A 17,607-nucleotide genomic window follows, 5' to 3' on the forward strand; every position below is an offset into this window, starting at 1 on the left:
ATGCTCAGCGGGGGGAACTGGGATTCCGGAGGACTCGGAGATAGCGCTGGATTTCGTCTTCGGTGAGGCCGGCTTTCCGACTGAGGATGGAATGAACGTCTTCGGGTGAGGCCTCGCGGAGCTGTTGGCGGTCCTCGGGGGAGAGGGCCTGCAACTTCGTGCGGATCTCGTTGGGAATGCCGAGGGCTGTCTTACCCTTCACCCTGGGGGTTGGGGTTGGGGCTGGGATCACCGGGTAGAAGGTCGCGTCCCGCTTCTTTTCGTCGCTCAAGAGCGAGGCGGGCTCGAGGGAGACGCTCTCTCCAGGCTTCACGCCCTCCTTGACCTCGACGCTCTTGTCATTCGTCATTCCCAGCGTGACCTCGCGCCAGTCGACCCCGCCGTCGGGCCGCTTCACGGCGACATGGTCCTTGCGATCGTAGCTGACCACCGCCTGAACTGGGACGCTGAGGACGTTGTCGAGCTCTGTTACCAAAATATCGACCTGGGCGGTCATGCCGGGTCGCAGGCCGGAGATCGGCTCATCGATCGAGACGTGGCACGTATAGACCTTGATATCGCGATTGAAGAAGTTCGACGGGTCGGGCAGGGGGGCAACGTCCTTCACCACGCCGGTAAACTCCTTGTCGGAGAAGGCGTCGACACGGATCCGCGCCCGGAGTCCGACTTTCAGCCTATCGACGATCGACTCGTGGATCTTGGAGTTAACCTGGATCTGGGAAAGGTCGGGGACGGTGAAGATTATCTGCCGCTCGCGGACCGTCGCCCCTTCCTCGATCTGAGGTTGCATCTGGGTTCCGATCCGGCTCGGGTCGTTCGCATAGACGAGCACGCCGTCGGCAGGGGCGAACATCTGACAATAGCCGATCTGTTTCTCCAGGCCCGCGACTTTCGACCGCTCAGCGTCCCAGGCCGCTCTCGCGTCCGCCTCAACCGCGTGGGCCTTCTCGAGCCGGTTGCGGAGTTGCTTGAGAGACTTCTCCTTGGTGTATTTTTCGAGGGTCGCCTGCTTCGCCTGCTCGACCTGTTGCGCGACGCGGCCTCGCTCGATGGCCTGCTCGGCGGCAGCGATGCGATCCTCAACGTCGAGCACAGTCGTGACGGTGGGAGGTGGCCTGTTCCCAGCCTGGCCGAGTCGGGCATCTTCGAGTTGCTCGCGTGCGTCCCGTGATCGCTTCAGTTGTTCCTCGGCTCTCACGGTCGCCAAACGCGCCAGCGACGCATCCCCTTTGATGGCCAGGAGCTCCTGGGGGTAGATCCCGTCCTCATACTCCTTGAGCGCGAGTTCGGCCACCTCACGCTCGCCTTGGGTGATTCGATACGCGGACTCGGCCTTCTTGGTCTGCTCCACCTGGAGGACCAGCCGATCCTTGAGCGGCGCCGAGTCAAGCTCGCAGACGAGCTGGCCCGCCTTGACTCTCCTCCCTTCGGGGAGGATTGAGATGATCGTGCTGGAGCCCATGACCTTGTTGAAAACGCTCGCGACCCGAGTCGACTCCAAGTTGCCACGCTCCTGGACGTTCACGACGAGCTTGCCGGGCTTGACCTCGGCGAAGACGCCGGCAGCGGGTGAGGATTTCGGAGGCTCGGCGGTCTGGGCCTCGGCGACCGCCGTGCCTCGGGCGGCGATGGTGACGACCCCGGACGTGGACGCGCCGAGGACGAAGAGCAGGGATGCGGCCTTCCACCAACGGTTCATGGCCATGGTCCTGAGGACCTCCAGGGCGAGAGACGAGGCGACCCCTTCGAGGGCCGCCCGGGTTGAGACGAATCGGACGGCGGCGAGTGCCGTCGAGCTCACGAGTTCGGCGGAGAGGGCCTCGTGGGCCCCCAGCCCCAGCGGGACGGCGGCGCCGGTAAGAGGGCCGGAACCGGCCCCGGGGACGAGGCCGCGACGGCCGAGGCGGTCCCGAAGGCGCTGGCGGCCCCGGGCCAGACGACTGCCAATCGTCCCGACCGGGCAGCCGAGGTGCCTCGCGGCCTCCTCGCAGGTGTGCCCCTCCAGGTCGCAGAGCACGACCGGCTCGCGATAACGCTCCGGGAGCCGGTCGATCTCCTCGTGGACGGCCGAGGCCAGTTCCCCGAGGTTCTTGCCGTCGTCCTTGTTCATCCACATCTCGGCCGCCCTCGACTCGACCGACCGCCGACGTGCCGCCGCGCCCCGGGCACGCCCGGCGGCCCGACACGCGACCCGGTGCAACCACGGGCCGATCGAGTCGCGGACCCAGAGGGACCCTCCTTTGCGTGCCAGCACGAGGAAGGTGGCCTGGAAGGCGTCCATCGCCTCGTGGTGGTCGCGGAGGATCCCGCGGCAGACCCGCAGGACCATCGGGCCGTGCCGCTCGACGAGGGCGGCGAACGCGAGTTCGGCCGCCTCGTCGCGACGGGTCGCGAACCGCTCCAGGAGCTGGCCGTCGGTCAGCCCGGCGGCCGTCCCCACGCTGAAGAGCATGCGGATCTGGCCGCGAGGAAGCCCCTTGGGATTCTCTGCCACGAGCCCGTCCCCCTCGCGGTCGACTTGTCTCAACCCTATCCAGAGTGTAAAGCCACGGAACCGGCGGTCTTATCCAGGTTTTTTCCGGAATCCCGCCGACGACCTCCGAGTCCGCAAACTTGCCGAGTGCGCGTGAAGGCCAGGACTCGATCCGGAACGTGGTATCGAAGTCGGACGCCGTCAACGATACTGGTGAACGCGCCTCGGCCGCGCCGGAGCCGGCCGGGACGTTCGCGAGGGGACGTCGGCGACGGGTTCGGGCGCGGGCTCCTCAGGGACAGGCGAGACCGAGTGCGAACATGCCAACGCCAGCAGAGCGCCGGGTTGCCGACGAGAACCGCGACGCCGGATCGAACCAGTACGAGCTCCTGGAGCCGTTCCCGACCCACGACGCCAAAGGGGGGGCACCCTCGCCGGTCGCCCGGGGCAGCGGAGGGGGCATGACGCCAAGTCGATTCGAGGATGCCCCTGGCAGTCGGCCGACCGAGGTTCCCGAGCCGGGGGCCCGGGCGTTCGCCTGGGGGATCTGGAGCCTCACGGTCCTGGCCGCGTTCGCGTTCGTCGCCGCCTTCGGGACGAAGATCCCGTTCTGGGACGATTACAACCTCATCCCGACGCTCGTCCGCGCCCGGCCGCTCACGACAGGATGGCTCTGGGAGCAGAACAATGAGCACCGGAACGCCTTGCCGAAGTTGATCCTCCTCGGCGCCGACCGACTCGCGGGCGACGACATCCGGGCCGGGATGGTCCTGAGCGTCGCGGCGCTCGCGGTGCTGGCCGCCGCGATGATCGCCCTCGCCGGGCGATTGCCGGGGGGGCCTCGGCCCTCCGACGCCCTCTTTCCGCTCGTCTTGCTCAGCCTGGGACAGGCCGCGAACCTGCTCTGGAGCATCCAGTTCGCGGTCGTCCTCCCGACCGTCCTGGCAACGCTCGTCCTCGCCCCGATGCTCGCGCGTCCCGCCTGGCCCGGCCTGGGCAAAGCCTGGGTCGTGGGTCTGGCGATGGCCATGCTCCCGCTCTGCGGAGGGACGGGGCTGGTTTTCGTCCCGGCCTTCGCAATCTGGCTGCTCGGGGCGGCCGTGGCCGAGGTCCGCTCAACACACTCGGGCCGTTGGATCCGAGCGGTCGCCATCGTCCTCGCGACCGGTCCAGGCGTGGCCCTGACGGCCTTCTACTTCAAGGACTTGCACCGGACCGTCAACCCCGAGGTCCCCGACTTCGCCTTCCGCATCGCCCGGACGGCCCTCCAGTTCCTGACGGGGGGGCTCGGGATGACATCGGCGACGGCCTGGCCTTGGTCCGGGGGCGTGACACTCGGATTGATCGTCGCAGCCGGGGTCTTCCTCCTACGGGCCTGGGGCAAGCACCCCGAGGAGCGTTCCCGCATCTTCGGCCTCCTGGCCTTCCTCGCGGGGCTCTCGGCGCTCGCCGCCGCGGTCGGTGTGGGGCGGGGCTGGGCCGGCGATCGCGCGGGGTTCCAGCCCCGATACGTGACGATGGCGACGCCGTGCTGGTGCTGGCTCGCCTTGGCCTTCCGGCTCTACGCGCCCCCGGCAACCGCGAGAGTTGTGCCCAACGTCCTGCTTGTGCTCGCGTGCGTCCTGGCCTGGCCTAACGCCGAGGAGGCCCTGGATCGAGGACGCGAGGGGGCCGCCCAGGCCTCGTCACTCTCGCACGACCTCGCCGCCGGCATGCCGGCCTACCGGCTCGTCCGGAAATACACCCCGTACCTCTGCCCGGCCCAGGATGCGGTCGCCGTCTACCTCCCGATGCTCCGGGACGCCGGCTTCGGCCCGTTCAAGTCGCTGCGAGAATCCCCGGCCTTCCGCACGACGACAATCCCGCCCATGCCCTCACATATTTCCATGGCACGTTGGGAAGGGAACACGGCCCTCCTCACGGGAGTCGACCCCCAACTGACCTATGTGCTCGCGAAGCCTCGCCACGTCGCCGGGATCCGCATCAAGTACAGCCACGGCAACAACCAGAAGGCTCCGGCTCGATTCGTCATGAACTGGCGCGGGCCCGGCCAGTACGACGACTCGCCCGAACGACGCTACGCCAATTGGAACTTCCCCACCGGCGAAGGGAAGGAGACAACCATCTGGGTCGACGACAATCTCAGTGAATTCCGGATCCAGCCCGACAACCAACCCGGCGCGTTCCGGATCGACGAGATCGCGCTCCTGGAGGACTGAGCGCCTCCGGCGAATCTCTCCCGGTCCCTCGAGCTCGGCTCCCGGGGTTGTCCTTGTCCCTTTCGGAGGTCTGAAGCGTCGTGCAGGAATCCCTACCCGAAGCCTCCTGGGTCCGCGAACCGGGGGTCGATGAGGACCGGACCCTGGAAGAGAACTGGCTCTTCCGCCTCCGCCGCGAACGGTTCCTCTCCCGAGTCTCGGGGCGGGTGCATCACTACTACGTGATGCACTTGGCGGACGCCGTGAACGTCATCGCGGTGACCCCCGACCAGCAGGTCGTCCTCGCCCGCCAGTTTCGCGCAGGGTCGGGGAGGGACAGCCTCGAGACACCCGGCGGCCTGATCGATGCGGGCGAAGCCGCAGCCGAGGCCGGGGCGCGCGAGCTCCTCGAGGAGACCGGCTACGCGGGCGATCCCCCCGTCACCCTGGGGACCGTGTGGTCGAACCCCTCGATCATGACCTCGAAGTCGACGACCGTCCTCATCACCAACGCCCGGCGCGTGGCCGAGCCCAAGCTCGACCACAACGAGGAGGTGGCCGTCGAGCTCGTCCCCACCGCCGAGATCCCGGCGATGATCCAGGACGGCCGGATCGACCACTCGCTGGTGGTCTGCGGACTCCTCTGGTGGCTCGGTGGCTCGCGTCCGACAACCCCGGGCGGATCGCGATGATGGACGACCTGACGGGGAGACCACGCGAGTCGGGATCTTCCGCGGAACCTTTGCCCAATGGTGATGCGCCAGGGCAGGGGGGGGCCACGGACAAGGCGTCGACAAAAGCCTGGTGGTGGCTCGTGCTCCAGGTGATCGTGATCGTCGAAGTGCTCGCACTCGCGGCCTTCCGGACTCCCGAGGAGCGGTTCCGGCGGTTCGCGTTCTGGGATTCGGGTGCCGAGCTCGTGGTGCAGGACCAACTGCGCCAGGGGCGACAGCCCACGATCGACTTCGGCCACGTCTACGGGCTCTTGCCCCTGCTCGTCGGCCGGGTTTGGTACGGGACGTTCGGCCTCTCACCGGGCTCTTTCCGCGGGTTGATGCTCGCGTGCAGCCTCGCGACGGCCTGGGGCCTCGCCCGATTCGCGGCGGCCCGGCGATTCGGGCTGGCTGGCGTCGCGCTCGTCCTCCTGGCGATCCCTGATACCCTCCTCTCCGCCGCGATCACGCTCGTCCACGCGTTGGAGCAAGCCTTGCTCGTCATCGCCCTGTCCGAACACGCCCGAGGACGACGCCGATCGGCTATCGCCATCATGACGGCCTGCTTATTCGTGAAGCCGTCGATGGCGTACTTCTACGGCTTAGGCCTGGTGATCGCCATCGGAGTGGCGACGTGGCGGAAGGGCCCCGTGGCCCTGGCCCGCGCCTTCGCCCCCGCAGCCCTGACGGGGATCGGACTGTCGGCGCTGCTCGCCCTGGCCTTCGGGCCCGTCCCTCTCTTCAACACGCTCGTCCCCTCGGGCGGACTCGAGCTCTATCGCGAAAGCCACTACGGCTTCTTCCACGGGATCGGCCGGGCGTTCTGGGTCCTCCCCGGCGCGGGGATCCGGGACTACTTCCGATATGAGGTGGGCTTCTGGCTCCTCGGGACATTCCTCCTGATCGAAGGTGCCCTCACCCCCCTTTGGAGACGGACACGCGTGGCCTCGACGCGTTCGGAGGCGAACAGTAGCGTGCTCGACGACGAGCTCATCGCCTCCTGCGCATTCCTGCACGTCGCCTTCGTCACGCTCTTCTTCGGGAACCGCGGATCCTGGGCCTACTACTTCTCGGTCCTGATCCTCGGCTTGGCGACCCTGGCCAAGCGAAATCGGCCGCACGCGGTCGCGGCCTGGGGACTTGCCTTGCTGCTGCTCGTGAGCGATCGCTCGAAGCTCGTCGAGACCGCCCGAAGTTGGTCCGAGTTGCGTCCGAGCGCCGAGACTCTCAACCTGTGGGCGTCGCCGAAGGAACGGGCGGAATGGTCCAAGGTGCTCGAGCTCACCCGAGGGAGCGAGCCCGCCCTCCTTGCGTTGCATGACGGGGCGGCCTTGCTCACCCCGGGTTTCGCCCCCCCGATTAGCGGGTATTTCGACCCCGGCTACGCCCTCCCGGGCGAGATCCGCCGCAAGGCGGACCAACTCGCGTCGGCCAAGATGATCGTCCGGTTCATCCCACGTGACTGGCGGGGCTTCACCCTCTGGCCCGAGTTGGCCGACGCCCTCGACGGCTGCGAACCCGTCTGGCAAGGCGATCTCTATCGCGTCGATCGTCGGACACGACCGCCCGCCCGTTCCCTCGGGCCCACGCCGGGCCAGGCTGCAAAGGATACCGATCGGAGAACACCGCATCAGGAGGCTCGGGGTGGAACGACCGGAGCGGACCCGGTCGCCGGCGGCCGATTACGGCCATAGATGCGAAACGTTCCGAGCGTCCGCACCTGGGTATAACGCAACCGGGCCCGCTCGACCAGGACCTTCGGCAATCCCATAGGATTGTCGACATACTCTGGCGCCAACAGGTCGGAGGTCGTGACGATCGCGTCGTAGTCCTGCGAATCGATCCGCTCCCGAATCGTCCGAGGGTCCAGTCGTCCCGTTTCCACGAGCATGCGGAACAGCCAGGGGTCTCCGAAGGCCGCACGCTTCCCCTGATAGAGATCGACCAGTCCGGAATCCGTCAGCAATCGCATGTTCTCGTCTTTGGCCAATGCAAATATTTGATCGTACGTATTGAGGGCCAACCGTCCCATCGGCCCCGAGACGTCGCGCGTCAGCTCGCCGGCGCGAGTCGCCTGCCGGGAGGCGTACCGGAGCCCCGGCAGGATCGCGGCGATCGCGAGGAGGATGGCTCCCGCCCAGGCGACCGCCCCGCGCCGATCTCGAATCAGCCGGGCCTCGTCGAAGAGGAGGCCGACCGCGAAGGCCTCGGCGATGCGGAGGCTGAGATAGTAGTTCTGCTCCGCGCCCCGTTTCCCGGCAAGGCCGAGGCTCCCCACGAGGAGCACGATCGTCATCGTGGCGATCCGGGCACTCCCCGGCCGCTTCAAGCCCCGGAGGCACAGGCCCAGCCCCACGATCGGCAGGAGCAGGAGGTCGGGCGAGGTGTCGCGAATCATCCGCAGCGTTAGGGCCCACCCGAGGAGGTCCCAGGGCGTCTTCCCCTCGGCCAGGAGCGAGGGGACGAAGTTGGGCTCGACCAGAGACCCAATGCCGAAGACGACGGCCAGGACGGCTAGGACGCCCCCGAGCAGGTTGCGAGCCCGGATTCGCTCCCCCTCGACGACCAGGGCAAGACACGAGGCGGCGAGGAAAACCACGGCCGTCTGCTTGCTCAGAATCGACAGGACGATCAGGAGACCCCCGAGGATCACCCCCGAGCGATGCCGAAGCGAGGAAAGCAAGAACCCGCCGATCCCGAGCAGCTCGGCCAGCATGTCGGGGCGCACCATCACCGAAAACCCGTACATCGGCGAGGCGCCGAGGCTCAAGACGCCCGCCGTGATTCCCGCAAGGTAGCCGGAACGCCGGGCGACCACCCAGGCGATCAGAAGCGTGGTCAAGACCGCCGAGCCGAATGTTAGGGCTCGTCCGATCGAGAATAAGCCCGGGATGTCGGCCCCCGACCATCGGCCCAGGATCCCGACCAGGCCGAAATAGAGAGGTCCGAAGAAGTTGGCGACGTGTGGATAATCCCTCCAGGCGGGGTAGAGGCTCTCCCCGAGCTCGACCCGGTAGGCGAGGAGGACCATCTTCGCCTCGAGAAAATACGACTCGAGCGGGTACGCCAGCATCATCGAGGCGAATTCGAGATATCGGAGGAGCCGGATCACGCCGAGGAGAAGCAACGAGACCAGCAGCAGTCGACGTACGATGATCATCGGGGCCATGGGGATCCGGGGCGACGTGTCGTCCCACCGCAACGGCGGGTGTCAAGGATCTCCGCATATCATACGCCGAGGGTCGCCCTTGCCAACCAGGCCTCTTCGCCTCTGGGGGCCGATTCGCGCCCGACATCAACGGACGGCCTGAGCCTCGAGGAGCATCGAGAGGGCCTCTTGGCGGGTCCCTTCGGCGGCGGAGTCGCCCCGGAGCATCGCGGCGAGCTCGTCGACTCGGTCCGACTCGGCGAGGGGCGTGATCGTGGTCCGGGTCCGCCCACGCTCGACGTGCTTGCGGATGACCCACTGTCGCGAGGCGAAGCTGGCCATCTGCGGCAGGTGGGTCACGCAGACGACCTGATGGTGTTCGGCGAGCTCGGCCAGGGTCCGGCCCAACACCGCCCCGAGCCTTCCGCCGACGCCGGTGTCGATCTCGTCGAAGACGAGGGTCGGGACCGAGTCGGCCCCCGCCAGCACGGCCTTGATGGCGAGAGTGACCCGGGAGAGCTCGCCCCCCGACGCGATCTTGCGCAAGGGGCGGGGGGCCTCGCCGGGGTTGGCCGAGAAGAGCATCTCCACGCGGTCGATGCCATCGTCCCCGGGAGTTGCAACGAAGGGGTCATCGCCCGGGTCGAGGGATTCCACCTCCACCGAGAGCCTCGCCCCGGCCAGCCCGAGGGCTTTCAGCCGGACCTGGATCGCCTTGGCGAACGCCTTGCACGTCTTCCGGCGTGCGAGCGAGAGCGACTCCGCAGCCTCCTTCAACGCACCCCAGGCCTGCCTGATCGGCTCATCGAGGCCGAGGAGGTCGGCGTCGTCGCGCTCGATCCCGCCGAGGAGGGTCTCGACCTCGTCACGACGGGCGGCGAGGTCGTCGGGGGCGCAGTGGAACCGGCCGGCAAGCCGTCGGTAGAGGGCCAGGCGAGTCTCGATCTCGTCGAGCCGACCGGGGTCGCCGTCCCAGTCTCGCCCGAGTTTGCGGAGGACGTAGGCCGCCTCTCGGGTCTCGTCCGCCAGGCGTTCCAGTAACGCCGAGACCTCGGCCAACTCGGGGACGGCGTCGGCAACGGGTTCGAGGCTCCGGGCCACGCGCTGGAGGATCTCCCGGGCGGAGTGGTCGGCCTCGTAGAGCTGGGCGTACCCCTCGACCGCGGACGTACGGATCTGCTCCGCATTGGCGAGGCCATGCGCCTCCCGAGCCAGCTCGTCGAACTCGCCGGGGCGGGGCTCGGCCCCCTCGAGCTCGTCGCGTTCGAACTCGAGCAAGGCGCGTTGACGCTCGCGCTCGCGGGCGTCGCGGATCAATTCCTGCCGATGGCGACGGAGGGAGTCATAGACCTTGCGACGGCGTCGATATTCGCCGAGCAGGCCCTCGAGGCCGCCGTATGCGTCCAGGAGGCTTCGCTGGCAGTCGGGTTCGAGCAGGGCGAGTCCTTCATGCTGGCCGTGGATGTCGACGAGCCGACGGCCCAGGGCCTGGAGGGTGGCCACCGTGACGGGGAGGCCGTTCGCCTGTGCGGAGCTTCGCCCCTGCGCCGAGATTCGTCGGGTCAGGATCAGCTCGTCGTCGTCGAGCGGCCCTCCAAGGATCGACTCGACGGCCTCGCGGAGCCGGGCCTCGCGGATCTCGAACACCGCGGCCGCCCTCGCCTCGCCGCGTTCGGCTCGGACGAACTCCGCCGACGCCTTGCCCCCCAGGACCAGCCCGAGCGCCGTCAACAACAGGCTCTTACCCGCCCCGGTCTCGCCCGTCCAGGCGCAGTAACCCTCTTGAAGGTCGACCCGGATATCCTCGATCAGAGCCAAGTTCTGGACCGACAGTTCGCGCAGCACGGCCTTCGAGCCTCCCTCTCGCGAGCGACTCTTCTACGAGACCTGGTTGGTTGACTCTTGCGACGATGCTCTGGAAACCGACCGCCGAGAGTTCAGGCCGGTGGCACTCCTGCCCCGCGAGCGTACGGAATGGACACGGCCCGCTCCCGGGGATACGTCCTCCGTCGGGCGAGACGGGCCCGCCCGACGAACGGCCGATCGGAAGCGAAGATCAAGAAATCTTTTCGAGCTTCAAGTTCTTGACGTGGAACGCCAAGGCCTCGCGGACGTGCAAGTCCCAGTATTCCCAGTCATGCTTGCCGGGGAATTCCTGGTATTCGTGAGGAATGTGCAGACCTTCGAGGTGCTTGTGGAAGTCGCGATTCTGCCCGATGAGCCCGTCGTCGACCCCGCAGTCGATCCGCATCGGGGGGATCTGGCCGTGGTCGACCCGTTCCGCGATTGCGAAAGGATCCTCGGGACCGCCGGCACCCTTCGGCCCGAAGATCCTCACGGCGTCCGGGACGAACTTGGCGTAGTTCTCGGGATCCTGTCGGACGAAGCCCAGGGCCCCCGAGTGGGAGTTGATGCTGGCGAATTTGTCGTGGTGCTTCAACCCGACCTTGACCGCACCATAGCCTCCCATCGAGAGGCCCCCGATGGCTCGGCCCCCGCGCTCCGCCTTGACGGGGAACGTCCGGTCGACCAGCCCAATAATGTCCTTGACCAGGTCGTCCTCATAAGGGTACGAGCCGTCGGCCGAGTTCGTGTACCAACCTCGGCCGCCGTCGGGCATCACGACCGCCAGGGGGAGCCCGGCGACGTAACGCTCGATGCTCGTCCGCCGCATCCAGATCGTGTGGTCGTCGGACAGCCCGTGGAGCAGGTAGAAGACCGCCCAGGGCCTCGGGATTTTCGGGTCGTCGGGGAAGACGATATTGAACGCCGAGGCCTTCCCCAGCGAATGGCTGAAGTACTGGATCGTGGCGAACGCCATCGGAATCCTCGCGGGAACGTGATTCGCGTGCGGTGAAGAGGTTCGCGATCCGACGGTGGGGGCTAACTTACTTGATCTTCGCCCCGGGGATGCACTCGGGGTCGTCGGCCGTCAGGAGGATCACGCGCTCGCCCGAGGTCGCGGCCAGGAGCATCCCGTTGGACGTCTCACCGCGGAGCATCGCCGGCGCGAGGTTGTTCACGACGATGATAAGCTTCCCGACGAGTTGCTCGGGCGTGTAATGCTGTCGGATCCCCGCGACGATCTGCTTCGTCTCCCCGCCGACATCGATCTGGAGCAGCATCAGCTTATCGGCGTTCGGGTGCGGTCGCGCCTCCAAGATCTTCGCGACGCGCAGCTCAACCTTGGCGAAATCCTCATACAAAATCGGCTCGGACATCGGCGATCCTCGTGTCGTTCCCCGGTTCAATGCTTGCGATTGGGCATCCTAGCCAGGGCCTTCGGGCCTTGTCAAGCGGTTTCCTGTACCCGCGTTCACTCGACCCCGGGATCCCCGAAAAGGGCCCCAGGAACGACCTCGAGCCCGGGCAACAAATAGGTGCGATAGCTGGATGTTGACGACACCGTCGACTCCTCCCAGGCATCCCCCGCTCGATGGTGGACACGCATCTCACGTCGCGCCGGATCGAGGATCCAGTATTCGGTCACACCGACATGCAAATACTCTTCTCGCTTTTCGACATAATCACGCGATTCGCCACCACGACTCACCACCTCGACCACGATTTCCGGCGTCCAGCTCGTCCAGGGCCGGGCACCAGGCGGGGGAGGTTTCAAGTAGAGCGCCTGATCGGGGTGGCGATCCGACTGCATCCCCGGCAGCCGCAGTCGGCACTCGCTGCCGTTGGCCCGATAATTGATCACCCCCGGATGCTGGAGATGGTAGACCACGAAGAGCTCGGTGATCCGCCCGACGATCCGCCCGTGGTGAATGCCCGGGACCTCGGTCACGTCGATGATCCCTCGCGCGAGTTCGTAGAGCCAGCCCCCTTCGAACTCGGCCTCGATGAATTCGTCGAGGCTCATCCGCCGGCCGTGATCGACCGGGCCGACCCTGCGAGTGGCGGTGGCCATGACCTGACGCTCCATGGAAGACCGCGTCCCGTATCAAACGGCTCTACCGAACGATGGAAGGCCCGTCTCGACCTTTGGAACGCTCTCGGCCTCCAGCATCCCAATCCCGAGATCATCCGGCAATCGCCCTGTGACGTCTTTGATCTCAGTCATCTTCGGGCGTTTCGAGCAACTCGGACGGCCGCACCTCGAGCCCGGGCAACCGATGGGTGCGATAGGTTGATGCCGTCGATACCGTCGACTCCTCCCACACGTCGCCGACCCGTCGATGCACAAGCATCTCGCGTCGCGACGGGTCGAGGATCCAGTATTCGGCGACGCCCGCGCGAAGGTACTCGTCGCGCTTCTCGACGTAGTCGCGCGACTCCCCGCCGACACTCACCACCTCGACCACGAGATGAGGCACCCAGCGGGCCCAGATGTTGGTCCCGGGCGGTTGGGGATCGAGATAGATGGCCTGGTCGGGATGGCGGTCGGACTGCATCCCCGGGAGGCGGAGGCGACACTCGCTTCCCCCCGCGCCATACTGGATCACGCCCGGATGGGATTCCTCGTAGAGGATGAACGTCCGAGCCAACCGACGCACCATCCGCCCGTGAGACGGGCCCGGGACCTCGGTCACGTCGATGACCCCTCGCGCGAGCTCGTAGAGCCAGCCGTCGTCGAATTCGGACTCGATGAACTCGTCCAGGCTCATCCGCCGACCGTGGTCGGCGGGGCCGATCCTGCGTGTGGCGGTGGCCATCGGTCGTCGGGGCCATTGACCCCGCCTCGGGTTATCGGCCGCGGTTGGGAGTCGCCAGGCGGAGGAGGCCACCGAAGAGGCCGCGGATGACCGCCCAGGCGATGACGAAGGGGGTGCTCGGATGCTTCAGGACGGTCGGCTGATTCCCCTCGAAGGCGAAGTGCCCGAAGAACATCAGGGCGTACCCGCCGAGGAACAGTCCGAGCGACCATAGCGGCTTGAACGGAAGGAGGATGACCGCCGCCGCGACCATCGGCCAGCCGACCCCGACGTGCAAGACGTGGTTGACCGGGTGCGTGTGGTCCTGGCGATACTTCTCCACGAACCGGTCGAACTTCGAGGGATCGCCCATCGCGGAATTCCTTTCCAAACAGAAGGGAAGCTATCAACCTCTCGACTCGAGTCTCGACCTACGACACGCCGGTCTCGGTCACTTGGCCCCTTGAGTAACCTTCGCGGCCGCACCCTTGATTTTGGCATCGGGGTACGAATCCAGATGCTTGTGCGCGATCTTTTCCCAGTAGACCTCGAACTTGAAGTGCGGCGAGTTGTCCATATCGTGGCAGCGGACGCAGAAGCCGGACTTGTTCACCTCGTCGGCCTTGCGGGCGATCGCACGGCGGAACTCGGGGTTCGTCGGCTCGGCCACGTGCTTGGACGCCGGGCCGTGGCAGTTCTCGCACTGGTTCCCCTTGAGGTTGGCCGTCTTCTCGGCCGAGAACCAGCCCGAGTTGTACTCGAAGCCCGTCGTGTGACAACTGACGCACTCGGCGTCGAACTGGTGGTCGCTTCGACGCCCCTTCGGATCCTTCACGATGTCCTCGAAGGCGTGGGCGTGCTTGCTCGCGGCCCATTTCTCGAAGGTCTTCGGATGGCACGACTTGCACGTCTCGGCACCGACGAACGTGGCCCCCGGCGCCCCGCCGACGAAGTCGCGGCGAGGGAAGGTCTCGACGATCGCTCGCTGCTTGAGCATCTCCTGAAAGTCATCCTCGATCAGCTTTCGCATCGGCTCGGCGTCGCCGTTGTATTTGTCGTTCAGGGCGATTCGCTGGTAGCGATACTTCGGCACACCGTCCGGGTAGAGCCCGATGACGCCGACATACTGCCCCTTCTTGCCGACGCTCACCAGGATGGTCTTGCCGCCGTTGAGCGGTTCCGCGTCCTCGGAGGCGTCGAGGATCGAGGTCGCGACGATGATGTCGAAGCCGGGGAACTTCCCGGCGAGCGACTTGGCGAGCTCGGTCGACCCCTGGACCATGAGGACCTGGGTCTGCGTGTCTTTCTCGAGGTCGGCGAGGATCTCGCCGAGCCCTTGCTCGGGGGGCGTGATGCTTGGGAGGAGGAGATCCTTGGCGGGGTCGGAGAGCTTGTTCAGGGATTCGGGGTCGATCACGGCGGTGACGCCGATCTTGACCGGGCCCGACGCGGTCTTCAGGCTCTTCCTGACCGTGTTCTCGAAGCCCTGGGCCGCGGTGACGTTCGCGGCGAGGACCTTGGGCTGTTCGGGCATGTTGAGGAACTGTCCGAGCGCCTCGTCGACCCCGACCTTGAGATCCTCGGCGGAGAGGGCGAGGGCGTCGTACTTCATGAGCGACAAGGCCTTGAGGGCAACCTCGAAGGTGGCCTTCTCCTGCTCCGGTCCGCCTCGGGCCAGGGCGGGGTCCTTGATCAGGCTGCCGAGGTCGATCATGGCCATCGGCCAGCCCTGCTGCTCGGTACGCTTGATCAGGTCGAAGCGGCGACGAAGGCCGCCGAGCTGCCCCATCGCGCAACCGCAAGGCTCGAGGTAGCCGTCCTGCTCACCCGAGATCAGGAGCGTGCCGGCCGGCTTCGGCCAGTCGGCGAACAGCTTCGCACCCGTTGAAGAGGCCGCGGGGCCCCCCGGCGCCGTCGAATTCTTGGTCGGCGTGGACGTCCCCGAGTTGCACCCGACGTAGGCGAAGACGGCCACGACCAAGGCCAGCGCGGCCGGCGGCCGGTAGTAGGTACGGGGCATCGCATTCCTTTTCCGAACCAGGGGAGGAGGTCCCGGGCCTCGTGCCCGAAAGAACATGACGTGTTGAATGACGACGCATCCCCCGTCGCCTCCCTCGAAGGCGGCCGGGGGAGAGTTATAGCGTCACCAAGGCCCCGAGATAAGACCAACCTCGGGGTTTCGGCAATCCCGCCCGTGCGTCAGGCGTCGTTCAGCCGGCGTCCCGGACGAAGAGGTTGATCGGGACGCGAAGTTCGGGGGCCTGCGGATGGTCGGTCTTCAGGATGATCACGTCCTCGATCCTCCCCGGCGACGCCCCGGGCGGGATCGTGATCGTGAGGTCATACTTCCGGGTCTTGCTGACGCTCTCGCCGGGCACGACCTCGACCTTCAGGTTCTCCGGCTTCTTCGCGATCGTGAACACGGTCTCGCGACCCCCTCGGGAGAGCAAGGTCACCTTGCCGATGCCCCCGTCCTTGGCCGAGATGTCGTGCATCGTCAGCTTCTCGGGGATGATCGTGATCGGCCCGACCATCTTCCCGGTGATCGGCAACGTGATCTCGGGCTGGTTCGGGTGGTCGGTCTTGATGATGACGTCCTCGCGGAACGAGCCCAACGGCAGGCCCCGCTTGACCTTCACGATGACCCGGTGCCCGGCCTTCGCCTTCAACTGCTTCTGTTCGTCCTCCGACAGCGGCTCGCTGGCGAGGACGATGATCTCCGGCTTCGAGCTCGTCAGCTCGGTGAGCTTCATCTCGGGACGGTCGGGCGAGTAGATCGCGATCTTGGCCAGGTGTTCCTCGACGTCGGTCGAGAGGTTCAGCATGCTGATGCCCCGGTTGTCGGGGTACACGATGATCGCGGGCTGGACCTCGCCCTCGGCGGCGAAGACGAACTTCGGATGCTCGGGGTCGTTGGTCAGGAGGTTCACCGGCTTGCGATAATGCCCGGTGTTCTCCCGAGTCTCCCAGGTGAAGTGGACGTTGTGTTCGCCGCCTGGCGGGATCTCGAGCTTCTTGAGGGTGGCCTTCCCATCCTTCGACTGGAAGTTCGCCACCGTGCAGGAGCAGGCGGGGGCCTCCAGCTCGACGATCAGGGTTCCTTTCCCTTCATTCCGGACGGTCCAATCCCTCTCGAGGGTGATCTTCTGGGCCTTTGCGCCGAAGTTGTAGGTCAAGTCCCCATCGATCACCGCGTGAGGCAATGGGCCCGTCGGCTTGGATGCGGGAGGGACCGGAAAGTCGACCTTCGTCCCCTTCGTATTCGCCGGCACGCTCTGCATGACAATCGTCGCCGTCGCCGTGATCGCGACCACAAGGACCGCCAGGAGAATCCATCGCAACATGGTGAGGTGACTCCGATCGAGTCGAAAACGATGAGGGCGTATCGAGCACGGACGTGCCTCGGAAGATACTATGATCTTAAGGACCGTCGCGGTTCAGGGTCAAGCAAGCCTCGCGGCACTGCGCGAGGACGAGGGTTCACGAGGGCCGTCGTCCGGCGATGTTGATCCCGTGCCCCTGGCCGGCATGGTAGAACGTCTGCGAGCGCGAAAGGTCGACGACGTCGACGAGCCCCGCCTCCTCGAACCAGCCGGCGACCTCGTCGTGGGTATGCCGCGAGAGGTATTTCGGAGCATACCAGTCGAGTGTGTCGCAGACCCGGACCTCGGGGTCGGGGTGCATCGAGACCCCGATCGTCGACAGGTGCAGCGCCACCCCGGCGCGATTCACCAGGCGATTGGGGCTCGCCATCAGCCGGCGTTTCAGCCCCCCGACGGGGGCCATGAGCCGGCTCAGGCCCAGGAGCACCGACAAGGGGAGCCGGGTCGAGACCGCCCGGTGAACGGCCACGATCCGCTCGAGGATGGGCCGCTCCCTGGGATACACCCAGATCACGATCCGCCCCCCCGGCTTGAGCCGCCGGGCGATCGCCAGGAACGCCGCGCGAGGGTCGGGGGTGTGGTCGAGCACCCCGAGGGAATAAATGTGGTCGAAGCTCCCCTCGGCGAACGGCGGCCGGAGCAGGTCCCCCCGGACCACCGACACCCCGGGCAAGTCCGCGGTCAGCTCGCGCGCCGCCAGCGTCGCCTCGCTGAGGTCGAGCCCGACGACCCGAGCCCCCGACTCCGCCGCGATCCTCAGATACCGCCCCATCCCGCAACCGCCGTCGAGCACCGTCGCCCCCGACAGCTCCGCGGGCCCCAGCCCGGTCCGATTCCGGAACGTCGCCCGATCCTCCTCGGGCCGGAGGATCCGGAACCGGTTCCACTGGAGCCCATACGTCGACTTCGTCCGGGTCTGGTCGGTGGCGGTCATTCGTCGTCACTTCCGGCAGGGGGAACGATCCTTTGGCGGCTCCCATGCGTCCGCGTGCATCCCCCCTGACAGTCTCTCAGCAACGCCACCCCGACGGCAAGCTTCCCCGACCGTCGTG

At 66.8% G+C, this 17,607-nt stretch carries 14 protein-coding genes; 3 read left to right on the forward strand and 11 right to left on the reverse strand.

Annotation, left to right across the window (positions count from 1 at the left end; translation table 11 throughout):
- Positions 1–4: 4 nt before the first annotated feature.
- On the reverse strand, positions 5–2,494 hold the full coding sequence (locus ACYOEI_RS30950) for an efflux RND transporter periplasmic adaptor subunit (RefSeq protein ID WP_462853607.1): 2,490 nt from the start codon (positions 2,492–2,494) through the stop codon (positions 5–7).
- A 299-nt stretch (positions 2,495–2,793) separates the two neighbouring features.
- On the opposite strand from ACYOEI_RS30950, the gene ACYOEI_RS30955 reads away from it, so the two are divergent.
- From ACYOEI_RS30955 to ACYOEI_RS30965, 3 genes are all read left to right on the forward strand, one after another.
- Positions 2,794–4,692 carry a hypothetical protein gene (locus ACYOEI_RS30955; protein ID WP_462853609.1) on the forward strand — a complete coding sequence of 633 codons (1,899 nt, stop codon included), beginning with the start codon at positions 2,794–2,796 and terminating at the stop codon, positions 4,690–4,692.
- Positions 4,693–4,772: 80 nt separating this feature from the next.
- A complete protein-coding gene (locus ACYOEI_RS30960; protein WP_462853611.1) occupies positions 4,773–5,363 on the forward strand; it encodes an NUDIX hydrolase in 591 nt (196 codons plus the stop codon).
- Positions 5,318–7,078 carry a hypothetical protein gene (locus ACYOEI_RS30965; RefSeq protein ID WP_462853612.1) on the forward strand — a complete coding sequence of 587 codons (1,761 nt, stop codon included), beginning with the start codon at positions 5,318–5,320 and terminating at the stop codon, positions 7,076–7,078. The genes ACYOEI_RS30960 and ACYOEI_RS30965 overlap by 46 nt, the downstream gene beginning before the upstream one ends.
- Here the strand turns inward: ACYOEI_RS30965 and ACYOEI_RS30970 are convergent.
- The 10 genes from ACYOEI_RS30970 to ACYOEI_RS31015 all read right to left on the reverse strand — a co-directional run bounded on the left by ACYOEI_RS30970 (position 7,015) and on the right by ACYOEI_RS31015 (position 17,489).
- Positions 7,015–8,553, reverse strand: coding sequence for a hypothetical protein (locus ACYOEI_RS30970; RefSeq protein ID WP_462853614.1), 1,539 nt, complete (start codon positions 8,551–8,553; stop codon positions 7,015–7,017). The two genes, ACYOEI_RS30965 and ACYOEI_RS30970, sit on opposite strands and share 64 nt — an antisense overlap.
- A 126-nt stretch (positions 8,554–8,679) precedes the next feature.
- Positions 8,680–10,377 (reverse strand): DNA repair protein RecN, encoded by a 1,698-nt coding sequence (gene recN, locus ACYOEI_RS30975; protein ID WP_462853615.1) that lies wholly within the window; start codon positions 10,375–10,377, stop codon positions 8,680–8,682.
- A gap of 211 nt (positions 10,378–10,588) precedes the next feature.
- Positions 10,589–11,353, reverse strand: coding sequence for an alpha/beta hydrolase (locus ACYOEI_RS30980; protein ID WP_462853617.1), 765 nt, complete (start codon positions 11,351–11,353; stop codon positions 10,589–10,591).
- A gap of 67 nt (positions 11,354–11,420) precedes the next feature.
- Positions 11,421–11,783, reverse strand: coding sequence for a methionine--tRNA ligase subunit beta (gene metG / locus ACYOEI_RS30985; protein ID WP_462853619.1), 363 nt, complete (start codon positions 11,781–11,783; stop codon positions 11,421–11,423).
- Between the two features lie 65 nt (positions 11,784–11,848).
- Positions 11,849–12,448 (reverse strand): Uma2 family endonuclease, encoded by a 600-nt coding sequence (locus ACYOEI_RS30990; RefSeq protein ID WP_462853621.1) that lies wholly within the window; start codon positions 12,446–12,448, stop codon positions 11,849–11,851.
- Between the two features lie 145 nt (positions 12,449–12,593).
- Positions 12,594–13,193: a Uma2 family endonuclease gene (locus tag ACYOEI_RS30995; protein ID WP_462853623.1), complete on the reverse strand. Its 600-nt coding sequence runs from the start codon at positions 13,191–13,193 to the stop codon at positions 12,594–12,596.
- A 31-nt stretch (positions 13,194–13,224) separates the two neighbouring features.
- Positions 13,225–13,545, reverse strand: a complete 321-nt coding sequence (locus ACYOEI_RS31000; protein ID WP_462853625.1) for an Mpo1-like protein — start codon at positions 13,543–13,545, stop codon at positions 13,225–13,227.
- Positions 13,546–13,623: 78 nt separating this feature from the next.
- Complete coding sequence (locus tag ACYOEI_RS31005; RefSeq protein WP_462853627.1) at positions 13,624–15,192, reverse strand: multiheme c-type cytochrome; 1,569 nt, start codon at positions 15,190–15,192, stop codon at positions 13,624–13,626.
- A 190-nt stretch (positions 15,193–15,382) separates the two neighbouring features.
- Complete coding sequence (locus tag ACYOEI_RS31010) at positions 15,383–16,516, reverse strand: DUF1573 domain-containing protein (RefSeq protein ID WP_462853629.1); 1,134 nt, start codon at positions 16,514–16,516, stop codon at positions 15,383–15,385.
- 136 nt (positions 16,517–16,652) lie between these two features.
- Entirely contained in the window at positions 16,653–17,489 is an 837-nt protein-coding gene (locus ACYOEI_RS31015; RefSeq protein ID WP_462853631.1) for a class I SAM-dependent methyltransferase, read from the reverse strand.
- Positions 17,490–17,607 lie beyond the last annotated feature (118 nt).

The organism is Singulisphaera rosea (genome assembly GCF_054877945.1).